General features: G+C 72.8%; 12 protein-coding genes. 4 read left to right on the top strand and 8 right to left on the bottom strand.

Going from position 1 to position 15,144, the window contains the following annotated elements; translation table 11 throughout:
• The coding region (locus tag ACTWLT_RS26415; protein WP_445320661.1) for a polysaccharide biosynthesis C-terminal domain-containing protein at positions 1-1,125 on the top strand (1,125 nt) is incomplete at its 5' end.
• A gap of 58 nt (positions 1,126-1,183) precedes the next feature.
• The gene (gene wecB, locus ACTWLT_RS26420) at positions 1,184-2,308 is read left to right on the top strand and encodes a non-hydrolyzing UDP-N-acetylglucosamine 2-epimerase (RefSeq protein ID WP_445320662.1); all 1,125 of its coding nucleotides are present in this window, start codon (positions 1,184-1,186) and stop codon (positions 2,306-2,308) included.
• A 75-nt stretch (positions 2,309-2,383) separates the two neighbouring features.
• On the opposite strand, the gene ACTWLT_RS26425 is transcribed toward wecB, so the two are convergent.
• From ACTWLT_RS26425 to ACTWLT_RS26440, 4 genes are all read right to left on the bottom strand, one after another.
• On the bottom strand, positions 2,384-4,255 hold the full coding sequence (locus ACTWLT_RS26425; protein ID WP_445320663.1) for a polysaccharide biosynthesis protein: 1,872 nt from the start codon (positions 4,253-4,255) through the stop codon (positions 2,384-2,386).
• 146 nt (positions 4,256-4,401) lie between these two features.
• Positions 4,402-5,046, bottom strand: a complete 645-nt coding sequence (locus ACTWLT_RS26430; RefSeq protein WP_445320664.1) for an acetyltransferase — start codon at positions 5,044-5,046, stop codon at positions 4,402-4,404.
• Positions 5,043-6,191 carry a DegT/DnrJ/EryC1/StrS family aminotransferase gene (locus ACTWLT_RS26435; RefSeq protein WP_445320665.1) on the bottom strand — a complete coding sequence of 383 codons (1,149 nt, stop codon included), beginning with the start codon at positions 6,189-6,191 and terminating at the stop codon, positions 5,043-5,045. The genes ACTWLT_RS26430 and ACTWLT_RS26435 overlap by 4 nt, the downstream gene beginning before the upstream one ends.
• A 22-nt stretch (positions 6,192-6,213) precedes the next feature.
• Positions 6,214-6,906 carry a sugar transferase gene (locus ACTWLT_RS26440; RefSeq protein WP_445320666.1) on the bottom strand — a complete coding sequence of 231 codons (693 nt, stop codon included), beginning with the start codon at positions 6,904-6,906 and terminating at the stop codon, positions 6,214-6,216.
• 244 nt (positions 6,907-7,150) lie between these two features.
• Between ACTWLT_RS26440 and ACTWLT_RS26445 the strand changes: the two genes are divergently transcribed.
• Entirely contained in the window at positions 7,151-8,098 is a 948-nt protein-coding gene (locus tag ACTWLT_RS26445) for a DUF389 domain-containing protein (RefSeq protein WP_445320667.1), read from the top strand.
• Here ACTWLT_RS26445 and ACTWLT_RS26450 read toward each other — a convergent pair.
• Both ACTWLT_RS26450 and ACTWLT_RS26455 read right to left on the bottom strand, forming a co-directional pair.
• Positions 8,028-8,495 (bottom strand): hypothetical protein, encoded by a 468-nt coding sequence (locus ACTWLT_RS26450; RefSeq protein WP_445320668.1) that lies wholly within the window; start codon positions 8,493-8,495, stop codon positions 8,028-8,030. The two genes, ACTWLT_RS26445 and ACTWLT_RS26450, sit on opposite strands and share 71 nt — an antisense overlap.
• Positions 8,496-8,733: 238 nt before the next feature.
• Complete coding sequence (locus ACTWLT_RS26455; protein ID WP_445320669.1) at positions 8,734-11,208, bottom strand: Tex family protein; 2,475 nt, start codon at positions 11,206-11,208, stop codon at positions 8,734-8,736.
• Between the two features lie 125 nt (positions 11,209-11,333).
• Here ACTWLT_RS26455 and ACTWLT_RS26460 point away from each other — a divergent pair, with 125 nt between their 5' ends.
• Complete coding sequence (locus ACTWLT_RS26460; RefSeq protein WP_445320670.1) at positions 11,334-12,845, top strand: deoxyguanosinetriphosphate triphosphohydrolase family protein; 1,512 nt, start codon at positions 11,334-11,336, stop codon at positions 12,843-12,845.
• Between the two features lie 15 nt (positions 12,846-12,860).
• Here ACTWLT_RS26460 and ACTWLT_RS26465 read toward each other — a convergent pair whose 3' ends face one another.
• Entirely contained in the window at positions 12,861-14,000 is a 1,140-nt protein-coding gene (locus ACTWLT_RS26465; RefSeq protein ID WP_445320671.1) for an MBL fold metallo-hydrolase, read from the bottom strand.
• A 113-nt stretch (positions 14,001-14,113) separates the two neighbouring features.
• Positions 14,114-15,142: a serine hydrolase gene (locus ACTWLT_RS26470; protein WP_445320672.1), complete on the bottom strand. Its 1,029-nt coding sequence runs from the start codon at positions 15,140-15,142 to the stop codon at positions 14,114-14,116.
• Between the last annotated feature and the right edge of the window lie 2 nt (positions 15,143-15,144).

A 15,144-nucleotide genomic window follows, 5' to 3' on the forward strand; every position in this document is an offset into this window, starting at 1 on the left:
ATGAACCTCGCGATCACCGGCGCCGACGGTTTCCTCGGTTGGCACACACGCGTCCTGGCCCGGGCGCTCGGCTGGCCGGAGCCGACCGTTCTCACCCGGGCCGACCTGGCTGATCCCGAGGCGGTCGCCGCGAAGGCGGCCGGCGTCGACCGGGTGTTGCACCTCGCCGGCGTCAACCGCGGCGACCCGGTCGAGGTGGCGACCGGCAACGTCGAGATCGCCGCCTCCCTCGCCCGCGGCCTGAAGCGGTGCGCCGCGCCGCCCCGGACAGTCGTCTTCGCCAACTCGGTCCAGGCCGGCAACGGCACCCCGTACGGCGATGCCAAGGCGGTCGCGGCGCAGACCCTCGCCAGCACCGGGCTGAACGTCGTCGATGTCAAACTGCCGAACCTCTACGGCGAGCACGGGCGGCCCTTCTACAACTCGGTGGTGGCGACGTTCTGCCGGTTGCTCGCCGACGGCGGTCGGCCGGAGGTGCGCGAGGACCGGGAGCTGCGTCTGGTGCACGTCACCGATGCCGCCGCCCACCTGCTGGGGGTGTCCACCGAGGGCAGTTGGGACGCCACCATGCCGGAGCTGCGGACCGGGGTACGCGAGGTGGCCGACCGGCTCACCGCGTACGCCGCGCTCTACCGGGCTGGCGAGATCCCGGCGCTGCCCGACCGGCACGCGGTGCGCCTGTTCAACTCCTACCGTTCACACTGCTTCCCGGCGCACTACCCGCTGCCGCTGCCGCGGCACGCCGACGCCCGCGGCGAGCTGACCGAGGTGGTCAAGTCGTACGGCGGGCAGGGACAGACCTTCTGTTCCACGTCCCACCCCGGCATCACCCGGGGCGAGCACTTCCACCTGGCCAAGGTGGAACGCTTCGCGGTCGTCCGGGGCAGCGCCGAGATCAGCCTTCGCCGGGTCGGCCACGACGAGGTGGTCCGCTTCCCGGTCGACGGCGACTCGCCCGTGGTGGTGGACATGCCGACCATGTGGGCCCACAAGATCGTGAACACCGGCCCCGGCGAGCTGCTGACCCTCTTCTGGACCAACGAACTCTTCGATCCGCAGCGGCCTGACACGTACGCCGAGCCGGTCGAGAGCCCACTGCGCGAGCCGGTGGAGTCGGCGGCATGACCGTCGTCAACCGGACCGAGGACATGATGCCCACGCTGACTGCGGGACGGAGTTGACGATGACCCGGATCATGACGGTGGTCGGTACCCGGCCGGAGATCATTCGGTTGTCCCGGGTGCTGGCCAGGCTCGACGAGACGGTCGACCACGTGCTGGTGCACACCGGGCAGAACTGGGACCCGACCCTGTCCGACGTCTTCTTCACCGAGCTGCGGCTGCGCCAGCCGGACCGGTTCCTGGAGGTCGACACCTCCTCGCTCGGTCGGGTTCTCGGCGGCGTGCTGGTCGGCATGGAGCAGGCGATCGCCGAACTGCGGCCGGACGCGCTGCTCGTGCTGGGCGACACCAACAGCTGTATCGCCGCGCTGATGGCGCGGCGGATGCGGGTGCCGGTCTACCACATGGAGGCCGGGAACCGCTGCTTCGACCTGAACGTGCCGGAGGAGACCAACCGGCGGCTCGTCGACCACGTGGCGGACTTCAACCTGGTCTACACCGAACACGCCCGGCGCAACCTGCTCGCCGAGGGCCTGCACCCGCGCCGGATCCTGCACACCGGCTCGCCGATGCGGGAGGTGCTGGAGCACTACCGGGCGCCGATCGCCAGCTCGACCATCCTGCGCCGGTTGGAGCTGGACCGGGGCGGGTACTTCCTGGTCAGCGCGCACCGGGAGGAGAACGTGGACCGGCCCGACCGGCTCCGCCGACTGCTGGACTGCCTGGTCGCGGTGCGCGACCGGTGGGGCCTGCCCGTGCTGGTCTCCACCCACCCGCGGACCCGTAAACGGCTGGAGACGCTCGCCCCGGACGCCACCGCGTTGGACGGCATCGCCTTCCACGAGCCGTTCGGCCTGCTCGACTACGTGCACCTGCAGACGAAGGCGTACTGCACGCTGTCGGACAGCGGGACGATCAGCGAGGAGTCCGCCATCCTCGGCTTCCCCGCGGTGACCCTGCGCGAGTCGATCGAACGCCCGGAGGCGCTCGACGCCGGCGGCATCATCATGACCGGCCTCGACCCGCAGGGCGTGGTCGAGGCGGTCGAGGTGACCGTGGCCCAGGTCGCCGCGCAGGGGGTGCCCTGCCCGGCCGACTACCAGGTGCCGGACACCTCCCGGAGGGTGGTCGACTTCATCCTCTCCACCGTCCGCCGGCATCACGACTGGGCCGGCATTCGCCGCTGACAGCGAGCCAACAGGGCCGGGACCGCGAAGCGCGGTCCCGGCCCTGTTCGGTTCGTCCGACCCGCAGGTGGTCGGTCAGCGCGACTGCAGCGGTACGCCCAGCGGGCCGCCCACCGGGTCGGTCGGCTGGGTGCAGAGCAGCGCGAGGTGTTCGACGACCTTCGCCGCGTCGTCGTACGGGTCGAGCCCGCTCACCTCCATGGGGTCGAGCGCCGGCACGGCCACGTGGGACACCAGAGGGTGGAACGGCCGGGTGTCGACCTCGCCGGTCCCGAGCAGGTCCTCGTGGAGCTTCTCGCCGGGCCGCAGGCCGGTGTAGACGATCGGCACGGAACTGGACGCCTGGTCGGCCATCTGACGAGCGAGGTCGACGATCCGGACCGGCTCGCCCATGTCGAGCACCAGCGCCTCCCCGTCCCGGCCGATCTCGGCGGCCTGGAGCACCAGGTGGACGGCCTCCTGGAGGGTCATCAGGTAGCGGCTGACGTCCGGGTGGGTGACGGTCAACGGCTTCCCGGTCTCGATCTGCCTCTGGAACGCCGTCACCACCGAGCCGCGGCTGCTCAGCACGTTGCCGAACCGGACGCTGAGGAACGTCCCCGGGAACCGGGATGCGGCGTGCGCGGTCAACCGTTCGGTGATCCGCTTCGAGTAGCCGAGGACGCTGATCGGGTCCGCGGCCTTGTCGGTGGAGATGTTGACGAACTTCGCCACGTCCTGGCAGGCGTCCAGCACCGAGAGTGTGCCCCAGACGTTGGTCTTGATCGCCTCGCCCGGGTGCCGTTGCAGCAGCGTCAGGTGCTTGAGCGCCGCCGCGTGGAAGATGATCTCCGGGCGGCGTTCCCGGATGATCCGTCGGATCCCCTCGTCGTCCCGGAGGTCGGCGAGGATCAGCTCGGGGCCGTCCAGCATGGCCCGCCCGGCGAGCGACATCTGGAGGCTGTGCAGGGCCGACTCGTCGCGGTCCAGCATCATCAGCTCACCGGGGTTGACTTTCATCACCTGCCGGCAGAGTTCGGAGCCGATGGACCCTCCGGCACCGGTGACCAGGATCCGCCGCCCGGTCAGGCTGTTGCTGCTCAGCGGCAGGTCACCGATCACCTGGCGTCGGCCGAGCAGGTCGCTGACCTGTACGTCCCGGACGTCGGTGACGGTGATCCGGTGGTCGACCAGGTCCCGCACCGGGGGCAGCACCTTGAAGACCGCGCCGGCGTCGAGGGTCGCCTCGCGGATCTGGCGGATCAGCGCGGCGTCGGCGTTGGCCACCGAGAAGATGACGGTGGTGGCGCCGGTACGCCGGACGGAGGCGGCCACGTCGTGCCGTCCGCCCAGCACGCGCACCCGGCCGATGCGCAGGTCGCGCTTGTCCGGGTCGTCATCCAGCGCGCCGACCGGCAGGTACCGCCCGCGCGGGTCGCCGAGCATGGCGCGGAGCAGCCCCTGCCCGGCGTCACCCATCCCGAACAGCAGCACCGGCGTGGACGACCGGACGTCCGGACGCATGGCGAGGTCGCGCCGGTGCCGGTACGCGAACCGGGCACCCAGCATGAACAGCAGGGCGAGCGCGCCGCCGACCAGCGGGGTGCTCGCCGGGACCGGTCGGTCCTCTGACGGCAGCAGGCCGAGCAGCACGATGGCGGCCGTCGTGATGGTGGTGCCGGCGACGCCCTGGACCTCCTGGAGGCTGCCCAGCGGGTGCCGTCCGGAGTAGAGCCGGCGCAACGCCGCCACGGCCACGTGCACGACCGCCGCGACGATGCCGACGGCCGCCGCCCGGCCCAGTTGGCCCGGGGGAAGCTCGAACTCGAACCGGGTCCACGCGGCCGCGACGAACCCGCCGATCCAGGCGGTGGTGTCGGTGGCGAGGAATCCGACGGTACGTCGGCGGGCCCTCGCCCGTCGCGTCCGCCGGTCCGCGTCCTGCCTGTTCTCGGTGTCCTGCGGCATGTGCTGGCTCCCCTGTCCCGTCCCGACTGCTTCCGCCGACGCGGCAGGAAGGAGTACTAGGCTCTTTGTCCTTGTTACATGGCAAAGCAGCACCGGTGGGCGTTTTTGGGCTTAAGCGGTGATTAAGCTGTCTGTCCCGGCTGCTCTCAGCGGGCCGGAACACCCTTGACGGTCATCTGATCGGGCACATCCCGGACGACGCAGGCCCCGGCACCGACCGTGCTGTCCCGCCCGACCCGTAGGCCCTGCAGCACCGCCGCGGTGGTCCCGATCAGCACGCCCTCGGCCAGGTGACAGTCACCGGACACCGCGGCCAGCGGGTTGACGGAGACGAAGTCGGCGAGGCTGCTGTCATGCCCGACGGTGGCGTTCTGGTTGAGGTGCACGTGCCGGCCGATGGTGACGTTCGTGGTGACCCGGGCACCCGGAAAGGCGACGAATCCCGGCCCGTGCTCGGTGTCCGGCCCGATGGTGGCGTCCGGGTGGACGAGGCTCGCGGCGGGGATGCCGTACCCGTCGATCCGCCTTTCGACGGCTCGGCGGACCCGGGGGTCTCCGATACCGATGACGTACCGGGTGCCGGGGGGCGCGTCGCGCAACCAGGCCACGTCCCCGAGGTACGGCACGTCGAGCCGCTGCAGCCGCTTCAGGTTCTCCTCGGAGGCGCGGTCGTCGACGACGCCCAGCAGCTCCCAGGCCGGCCCACCGGCGGCCTCGTTCACCGCCCGGGCAATCGTGAGCACCTCCCGGCCGTGCCCGCCGCAGCCGACCACCACCAGTCCCGTGGTCACGCCGCGGACCCTCCCGTCCGGGCCGTCAGGAACTCGTCGATCGCGGCGAACACCCGGGCGATCTGCGGCTCGGTCAGGGCACTCCCACTGGGCAGGGTGAGCCCGTCGGCGAAGAGCCGCTCCGCCGCGCCGGTGAGCAGGCTCTCCGCGCCGACGTGCATGGGTTGCAGGTGCATCGGCTTCCACACCGGTCGGGTCTCGATGTCGCGCTCGGCCAAATGGGCCGCCAGGTCGTCCGCACGCCAACCGCACCGCTCCCGGTCCACGGTGATGACGGTGAGCCAGCAGTTCGACTCGGTGTCCTCCGCGCCGAGCAACTCGACGCCCGGCACCGGGGCGAAGAGCTTGGCGTAGTGGTCGCGCAGTTGACGGCGTCGCTTGATCATCCCGTCCAGCCGGAGCAACTGGGCCCGGCCGAGCGCCGCCAGGAGGTTGCTGAGCCGGTAGTTGTAACCGGTCTCTCGGTGCTCGTAGTGCCGCGCCGGTTCGCGGGCCTGTGTGGAGAGGTGGCGAGCGCGGTCGAGGAGCGCGGTGTCGTCGGACACCAGCATTCCGCCACCGGACGTTGTCATGATCTTGTTGCCGTTGAAGGAGAGGACACCGACCTGCCCGAAGGAGCCGGCCGCCTGCCCCCGGTGGCTGGCGCCGAGGGCCTCCGCGGCGTCCTCCACCAGCGGGACGCCGGCCTCGGCGCAGACCGGGACCAGGGCCTCGTAGTCGGCGCAGCTGCCGAACATGTCCACCGGCACGACCGCGCCGACCCGCTCCCCGCGGGATCGCAGCCGACCCAGCAGGTCGGCGACGAGGTCGACGTCGACGTTGCCGGTCCGGGGGTCGCAGTCGACGAAGACCGCTCGTGCGCCGATGTACCGGACCGCGTTCGCGGTCGCCACGAACGTGAGCGTGGGCACGACGACCACGTCGCCGGGCCGCACCCCGACACCGAGCAGAGCCAGGTGCAGCGCGGCGGTGCCGGAACTGACCGCGACGGCTCCGCCGGTGCCGACCCGCTCGGCGATGTCGCGTTCGAACCCCCGCAGATCCGGGCCGGCCGGCGCCACCCAACCCGAGCGCAGGGCCGCGATCAGGTACGACTCCTCGAGCGGCCCGACGTCGGGTGGGGACAGGTGGATGGTCTGGCTCATCGGCCGGCTCCCTGGTGGATCGTCATGCCGGTGTCCGGTCCCGCTGCGGCGGGGCCGGGCGTCGCTGCGTACCGAGGAATTCCGGGGCGGTGGCGGACCCGGCCGCGTTGATGCCCTCGCGGCGCAGCACGGTGCGCGCGGTCGTGACCAGGATCGACAGGTCGAGCCGGAGGTTCCGGCTGTCCACGTACCGGACGTCGAGGTCGAGCTTCTCCTCCCAGCTCAGGCTGTTGCGCCCGCGTACCTGTGCCAGGCCGGTGATGCCGGGCCGCACCTCGTGCCGGCGCGCCTGGTCGGGGGAGTAGCGATCGAGGTATTCCGGCAGCAGCGGGCGCGGGCCCACCAGGCTCATGTCGCCGCGCAGCACGTTCCAGAGCGTGGGCAGCTCGTCCAGGCTGGTGGCGCGCAGCCAGCGCCCCAGCGGGGTGAGCCGGTCGCCGTCGCCGACCAGGCCGCGGCCGTGGTTGGGCGGTCGCATGGTGCGGAACTTGACCACCTCGAAGGGGCGGCCGTGCAGGCCGGCGCGGCACTGGCGGAACAGCACCGGACGGCCGAGGCCCACCATGACCAGGACCGCCACCACCACCAGCACCGGCGTGACCAGCACCAGCAGCACCGCCGCGAGGACCGCGTCGAAGATGCGCTTGCCGGGTGCGGGTCGGGGCAGCAGCAGGGGGTGTTCGGGGGCGTTCGCGAGACCACCAGGCACCGGCACCGTTCCGACCTCCGAGAAGAAGCGACGCAATAACTACTTAAAGGGTTTTACCAGCTCAAGACGGGCGGCAGCTCCGAATGCCGACAGTCAGGCTGCTTCGCCCCGATCAACCCCGAAAAGCCGCGGAGGGACACGGCCTCACCGCGCGCCCTCCTGCCGTGGGTGCCCGCTCCGGTCGAGCGGTAGAGTCGCGACCGGCCGGTCGGGCGAGGGGAGAACTGGCCGGTCGGGCGAGGGGGAGACCGTGCTGCACCTGAGGGTGATCGCTCCGCCGGACCAGTCGGCGGCGGTGGCCGACCTGCTGGCCGCCGAGCCGGGGGTGACCCACCTGGTGGTGCTGCCCGGCGTCGCCCGGCAGCCCCGCGGCGACCTCATCCAGTGCGACGTGGTCCGGGAGAGCGCCGACAGGGTTCTGCAGGGCCTGCAACAGCTCGGTGTGGAGGCGCACGGCGGAATCGCCGCCGACGACGTCGAGTTGACCATCTCCGCGGCGGCCGACCGCGCGGCGGAGGAGGCGCCCGGCAGCGGCGCCGACGCGGTGGTCTGGGACGAGATCGCGGCGAAGACCGGCGAGCAGACCGAACTCTCCGGCACCTATCTGGTGCTGATCATCGTCGCCACCATGATCGCCGGCATCGGCGTCCTACTGGACCAGCCGATCCTCATCGTCGGGGCGATGGTGGTCGGTCCGGAGTTCGGCCCCCTCGCCGCGCTCTGCGTGGCGCTGCTGCGCCGGCGACTCGGCGTGATCGGGCGGTCCGTGCAGGCCCTCGCGGTCGGCTTCCTGGCCGCGATGATGGCAACCGTGCTGAGCACCTGGGCGCTGACCGCCGTAGGGCTGGTCAGTAAGGAGATGCTGCTCGCCGAGCGCCCGCTCACCGACTTCATCTGGCGGCCCGACGCGCTGTCCTGGGTGGTCGGCCTGCTCGCCGGGGTGGCCGGCATGCTGTCGCTGACCTCGAAGAAGTCGGGCAGCCTCGTCGGGGTGCTGATCTCGGTGACCACGGTGCCGGCCGCCGCCAACGTGGCGGTGGCCGCCGCCTACGGGGTGTGGCACGAGGCGGCCGGGTCGGCCCTCCAGTTGGTGATCAACCTGTGCGCGATCGTCGTGGCCGGGCTGCTCACCCTCGTGGTGCAGCAGGTCGGGTGGTGGAATCTCGCCCGCCGGTCCCGTCCTCCAAGAGCCGGGTGAGCAGGGTCCGCAACGGGATCGACTCGCCGTCGCGGCCGCCCGCCCCGACGACCAGCGGCGCCGGGCTGGGCTGCGGGTCCGCTCCGAACAACCGGGCACGGAGGCCGCCCCGCACGGTCAGCAGGTGGAACCGGCCCGCAACGTCCACGGCCCGTTCTCCGGCCCGGTCGACGTACCAGCCGGTCAGCCCGGTCCGGTAACGTCCGCGCCCGTCGTAGCCCCGGGCGGTCAGCCGGGTGGTGGGCAGCCCCCGTCGGGTCGCCTCGGCCACGAACCAGGCCACCAGCTCCGCCGCCTTGGCCTGCTCGGCGGCCCGCCGCCGCGCGTCCGCGTCGGCGTGCGCCCGCACCGCCTGCCGCTGCCGCTCCCGCCACTCCTGGCCGTCCCGCTCACTCACGACGCCGACGGTACGCCCGCGCGTGCGACCGGGCTCAGTCGAGTACGCCAGCAGGGTGCGCCGGGCGATGGCGGGGATCCCTCGGACGCCTCAACCCCCGTGTCAGGCTGCCCCGGATCTGGACCGCCACCTGGCTCCGCCGACCGGACCGGCGGCCACAGGGGCGAGAAGAGCCCCGGCGCTCGGGATGCCGCCCGTGCGGAGCGGCATCCCGAGCGAAGTCCCGCAAGGCGGGCGGTCAGGCCAGACCGGCGCGGCGCAGGGCGTCCGCCATCGCGTCGTTGGCCGGTGCCGGCGCGCCGTTGCCCCGGCCCTGTCGCTGCTGCCCGCCGCCCGCACCCTGGCCGCCACGACCGCCCTGTCCGCCCTGTCCGCCACGACCGCCACGACCGCCCTGACCGCCGCGCTGGTCCTGTGCGCCGCGTCCGCTCTGGGATCCGCGCTGAGCCGGGCCGCCGCGTCCGTCCTGGCCGGCCCGGTCGCCGCGGGCGCCCTGTCCGTCCCGCGCAGCGGCCGGTGCCGCCGCCGGCTCGTCCTCCAGGCGCAGGGTCAGCGAGATCCGCTTGCGGGGCACGTCGACGTCCAGCACCCGGACCCGGACCACGTCGCCGGACTTCACCACCTCGCGCGGGTCCTTCACGAAGGTCCGGGACATCGCCGAGACGTGCACCAGGCCGTCCTGGTGCACGCCGACGTCGACGAACGCGCCGAACGCGGCCACGTTGGTGACGACGCCCTCCAGCACCATGCCGGGCGTCAGGTCACCGATCTTCTCCACTCCCTCCACGAAGGTGGCGGTGCGGAACTCGGGCCGAGGGTCACGCCCCGGCTTCTCCAACTCGGCGAGGATGTCGGTGACGGTGGGCAGGCCGAACCGGTCGTCGACGAAGTCGGTCGCCCGCAGCCCGCGCAGGATGCTGCTCTGACCGATCACGGAGCGCAGGTCCTGGCCGGTGCTGGCGAGGATCCGGCGCACCACCGGGTACGCCTCGGGGTGCACGCTGGAGGAGTCCAGCGGGTCGTCGCCGCCGGGGATACGCAGGAAGCCCGCGCACTGCTCGAACGCCTTGGGGCCGAGCCGTGCCACCTTCTTCAGCTCCGTACGCGACCGGAACGGCCCGTTGGCGTCCCGGTGCAGCACGATGTTCTCGGCCAACCCGGCGCCGATCCCGGAGACCCGGGTCAGCAGCGGCGCGGAGGCGGTGTTGACGTCCACCCCGACGGCGTTGACGCAATCCTCCACCACCGCGTCCAGCGACCGGGACAGCTTCACCTCGGACAGGTCGTGCTGGTACTGGCCGACCCCGATCGACCTCGGATCGATCTTCACCAGCTCGGCGAGGGGGTCCTGGAGACGGCGGGCGATGGAGACGGCGCCGCGCAGCGACACGTCCATCCCCGGCAGCTCCTGCGAGGCGTACGCGGAGGCGGAGTAGACCGACGCGCCGGCCTCGGAGACCACCACCTTGGTCAGGTTGAGCTGCGGGTAGCGCTTGATCAGGTCGCCGGCCAGCTTGTCGGTCTCGCGGGAGGCCGTGCCATTGCCGATCGCCACCAGCTCGACGCCGTGCGTCCCGGCCAGCCGGGCGAGGGTCTCGATCGAGGCGTCCCACTGCCGGCGCGGCTCGTGTGGATAGATCGTGTCGGTGGCCAGCACCTTGCCGGTGGCGTCCACCACGGCCACCTTGACGCCGGTACGCAGGCCCGGGTCCAGCCCCATCGTGGGCCGGGTGCCGGCGGGCGCGGCCAGCAGCAGGTCACGCAGGTTCATGGCGAAGACGCGCACCGCCTCCTCCTCGGCCGCCTGCCACAGCCGCAGCCGCAGGTCCGCCCCGAGGTGGATGAGGATCCGCGTGCGCCAGGCCCAACGGACCGTGTCGGTTAGCCAGCGGTCGGCCGGTCGGCCGGCGTCGGACACCCCGAACCGGCCGGCGATGGCCGCCTCGTACCGGGTCGGGCCGGTCGGCGCGGCGTCCGCCTCACCGGCCTCCTCCGACTCCATCGTCAGGTCGAGCACGCCCTCCTTCTCGCCCCGGAACATGGCCAGGATCCGGTGCGAGGGCAGCTTCGGGTACGGCTCGGAGAAGTCGAAGTAGTCGGCGAACTTCGCGCCGGCCGTCTCCTGGCCGTCGCGTACCCGGGAGACCAGCCGGCCCCGCGACCACATCTGCTCGCGCAGCGTGCCGATCAGGTCGGCGTCCTCGGCGAAGGTCTCGATGAGGATGGCCCGGGCGCCCTCCAGCGCGGCGGCGGCGTCGGCGACGCCCTTCTCCTCATCGACGAACCCGGCGGCGGTGCCTCGCGGGTCCTGGGTGGGGTCGGCCAGCAGCGTCTCGGCCAGCGGCGCGAGCCCGGCCTCGCGGGCGATCTGCGCCCGGGTCCGCCGCTTCGGCTTGTACGGGAGGTAGATGTCCTCCAGCCGGGACTTCGAGTCGGCGGCCATGATCTGCGCTTCGAGGGCCTCGTCCAGCTTGCCCTGGCCGCGGATCGACTCCAGCACGGCGGCCCGCCGCTCGTCCAGTTCCCGCAGGTAGCGCAGTCGCTCCTCCAGGGTGCGCAGCTGGGTGTCGTCGAGCAGGCCGGTGGCCTCCTTGCGGTAACGGGCGATGAACGGCACGGTGGCGCCGCCGTCGAGCAGCTCCACGGCCGCCCGCACCTGACGCTCGGCCACGCCGAGCTCGTCGGCGATCCGCTGATGAACAGACTGGGTCACGATCTCGATCCGCCTTCGGAAGTGGGTACCGCCCTGCATTGTGCCGGGCGGCCCGGGGCGCTGTCGCCGCGCCCGGCCGGGCGACCCGGCGGCGCACCCGCCGGGCCTGCGCTAGCGTGGCGATCATGGAAACAGCTGCGGAGCCGCGCGCCCGGCGGCTCTTCGGCGGCAGCGCCCGGGCCCTCGGTGACCTCACCGGCAACCCGTTCCGCGCCGACCGGGACCGCATCGTCGGCTCGCCGTTCTTCGCCCGCCTCGGCGGTGTCACCCAGGTGATCAGCCCGGTGGGCTCCGGCCTGCTGGTGCACAACCGGCTCACCCACAGCCTGAAGGTCGCGCAGGTGGCCCGTGCGGTCGCCGAGCGGCTGACGGCCGACGAGCGGTGGCGCGAGCTGCTGGACAAGCTCGGCGGTTGCGACCCGGACGTGGTGGAGGCCGCGGCGCTCGCCCACGACCTCGGCCACCCGCCGTTCGGGCATCTGGGGGAGCGGGTGCTGGACCGGCTGGCCCGGCAGCGACTCGGCCTCACCGACGGCTTCGAGGGCAACGCCCAGTCGTACCGGATCGTCACCAGCACCGAGATCCGGGGCGCGGCCACCACCGGGCTGGACCTGACCGCCGCGGTCCGCGCGGCGATGCTGAAGTACCCGTGGACCCGGCTGGACCACCCCGACCCGCACCCGCGCACGATGGACCCGCCACCGCGTGGGGCCACCCCGCCGCCGGACGACCCGGAGAGCGGCTCGTCGAAGTTCGGCGCGTACCGGACCGAACTCGACGACCTGCGCCAGGCCCGGGAGCCGTTCGCCGGCCGCATCCCGGACTGGCAGCAGACCGTGGAGGCGTCCGTGATGGACACCGCCGACGACATCGCGTACGCCATCCACGACGTGGAGGACTTCTACCGGGTCGGTGTGCTCCAGCAGGGCGCGGTCTCCGCCGAGCTGATGGCCTGGCAGCGGGAGAGTGGGCACTTCCGGGCGATCACCGACGGGGCGCTGGTCACGGCGGCCCGGCGGCCCGGCGCGGCCATCGAGCGGCTGCGCCGGCAACTGCACCGCAAGGACGCCTGGATCGCCGACGACGACGCGTTCGCCGCCGCCGTCGAGCACGTCCGGGAGGAACTGGTCGACGGGCTGCTGGCGATGCCGTTCGACGGCTCGATCGAGGCCGAGCAGTACGTGGCGAGGTTCTCCGCCCGCTGGTCCACCCGCTTCGTCGAGGCGATCACGGTCACCGACGAGCCGTCGGTGCGCTCGGGCCACGTGCTGCTCGGCTGTGCCCAGTGGCACGAGGTGCAGGTGCTCAAGTTCGTCCACCACCGGTTCGTGCTGGCCCGCCCGGATCTCGCCCTGCACCAGCGCGGCCAGGCCCGGCTGCTGGGCACGCTGGTGGAGGCGCTGTGGGAGTGGCTGCTCGACCCGGAGGAGGAGTCCCGGCTGCCCCGGCGGCTGCACGACCTGGTCGAGTTGGCCGAGGCGGAGCTGCACCCGCGTACCCCGGATCGGATCGGCCGGGCTCGGGGACGGGCCATCGTGGACTTCGTGGCCCAGCTCACCGACGGTCAGGCGGTGGCCATGTTGGACGCGCTCTCCGGCCGCTCCGGCGCGCTCTGGACGGACGCCTTCGTGCTCTGAGCGGGCGAATCCCGGTCAGGCGACGGCCTGCCACCAGCCGTCCACGGCCGGCGGGTCGTCGACCACGACCCGTTCACCCGGGCGGGGCACCGCCAGCCGGACGTCGCGGGCCTTCGCCTCGGCCCACAGGCGGTTCACCGGCTCGGCCCAGTCGTGCAGGGCCAGGTTGAACGTGGCCCAGTGCACCGGGATGAACAGCCCGCCACGCAGGTCGAGGTGGGCGTTGACCGCCTCCTCGGGGAACATGTGGATGCTCGGCCACGCCCGGTCGTACGCGCCGATCTGCATCAGCGTGACGTCGAACGGCCCGTGCTCGGCTCCAATGGCGGCGTAACCGTCGAAGTAGCCGGAGTCGCCGGTGTAGAAGACCTTGCGTCGGGCACCGGCGACCACCCAGGAACTCCAGAGCGTGCCGTCGCGGCGCAGCCCCCGGCCGGAGAAGTGCTGTGCGGCGGTGGCGGTGATCTCCAGCCCGGCGACCCGGTGTGACTCGGCCCAGTCCAGCTCGATGATCCGGTCGGCGGGTACGCCCCACCGGTCCAGGTGCGCGCCCACCCCGAGCGGCACCAGGAACGGTGCGGACTGCCCGACCAGCAGCGCCCGGACCGTCGCCATGTCCAGGTGGTCGTAGTGGTCGTGGGAGATCAGGATGGCGTCCAACGGCGGCAGCTCGTCCAGGCGCACCGGTGGCTCGTGCAGCCGGCGGGGACCGACCAGGCCGGACGGCGAGCAGCGCTCGCTCCAGACCGGGTCGAGCAGCACCCGCCGACCCTCGATCTCGATCAGCGCCGAGGCGTGGCCGTACCAGACGATGGTGAGCTCGTCGGTGGCGTCGGCCTGCGGTGCGCTGGGGCGCAGCAGCGGCACCGCGGTGCTGGGACGCCGCTTCTGCTTACCGAAGATCAGCTCCCACAGCAGGTTGCGGCCCGGGTCGGCGACCATGGTGCGGGTGCCGGCCTGGTTGTGGAAGGTGCCGTCGCGGAACTGGGGCGAGCGGGCGGCCCGTTCGGCGCGGGCTCCGGTGAGCCGGCCGCCGAGTGCCGCCGGCACGTCCCGGGCCACCCAGGCCAGGCCGGCGAGCGCGGCGAGCCCCGCCGCGCCGCGCATCCGTCGCCCGAGCGACCGTTCGACGTCCGTGCGTTCCGCTGGTGCCATCGCCGTCCCTCCGCCGTGTCCCGCACTACACGGTAGTCACCCGCGACGGCTCGCGCCCCGGCGGTCGCCCCACCGGATCGGTCGCCGCCTCGACGACCGATCCGGGATCGGGCTCAGCCGCCGTTGCTGGGTTGCCGTGGCGCCACCCGGTACGCCGTTCCAGCGCCGGTGAGCCGGTCCACGGCCTTCAGGAACCGGGGGCCCATGGCGGCCCGGGCCTGCACCGCCGGGTGGGTGGCGCCGAAGTCGTCGGCGTCGGCCTGCCCGTCGGCGAAGAGCGCGTAGGTGAGCACCGCGGCGCCGGACCGGTCGAAGATGATCCCTGCCTCGTGCCGGGCGTCGGCGAACCAGCCGGCCTTCGTGGCGATCCGGGCCCGCTCCTCGGAGGACATGGTGCGCCGGATGCCGTCGGTGAACGCCACCGGGGCGCGCAGCAGCCCGAGGAGGAACGCCGTCGAGGTGGGGGAGAGCAGGGTGCCGGCGACCAGGGCGCGCAGCAGGTCGTGCGTCTCCCGGGGCGTGCTGGTGCCGAGGAAGAACCGGTTCGGGTTGGCGACCGGCTCGACCTGGGTGTTCGGGAAGCCCTTGGCTACCAGGATGGCGTTCAGCTCGGCGGCCGGGCAGACCGACCCGCACAGCCGTACCGCCGTGTCGTCGGAGACGGTCAGCAGCGTGGCAAGCACGTGCCCGAGGGTGACGCTGCTCGGGTACGCGCCGTCGAGGCTGAAGATGCCGTCGCCGCCCGGCACCACGATCGCCGCCGTCACCTCGACCCGCTGGTCCAGGGTGAGCAGCCCGCGGTCGATCTTGTCCAGCACGGCCGTGGCGACCGCGATCTTGTTGACGCTGTACGCCTCGATCCGCCGGTCCGCCTCGTCCGTCACCGCCACCACCGGCGGGCCGGCCGGGTCAGCCACGCTGATGTACGCCTGCCAGTTGCCGCCGGCCTCGGTGCTGTATCGGGTGTAGGTGGCGGCGACCTGGTCGGCAGGCTGGGCCGGGGTGCTGGGGTAGGTGCCAGGGGCCGGTCGGGAGCCCGGGCGTTCGGCGGCGCTCGCCGGGCCGGCGGCGCCGAGCACCGTGCCGGCCGTGGCCACCGTGCCCAGCCCGAGTGCCGTCCTGCGGTTCAGTCGGATGGTCAATC

The organism is Micromonospora yongxingensis (assembly GCF_052601155.1).

Coding starts and splice junctions, on each gene's coding strand:
- wecB (WP_445320662.1), top strand. CDS start 1,184: ATGACCCGGATCATGACGGTGGTCGGTACCCGGCCGGAGATCATTCGG.
- ACTWLT_RS26435 (WP_445320665.1), bottom strand. CDS start 6,191: ATGAGCCAGACCATCCACCTGTCCCCACCCGACGTCGGGCCGCTCGAG.
- ACTWLT_RS26465 (WP_445320671.1), bottom strand. CDS start 14,000: ATGGCACCAGCGGAACGCACGGACGTCGAACGGTCGCTCGGGCGACGG.
- ACTWLT_RS26460 (WP_445320670.1), top strand. CDS start 11,334: ATGGAAACAGCTGCGGAGCCGCGCGCCCGGCGGCTCTTCGGCGGCAGC.
- ACTWLT_RS26425 (WP_445320663.1), bottom strand. CDS start 4,255: ATGCCGCAGGACACCGAGAACAGGCAGGACGCGGACCGGCGGACGCGA.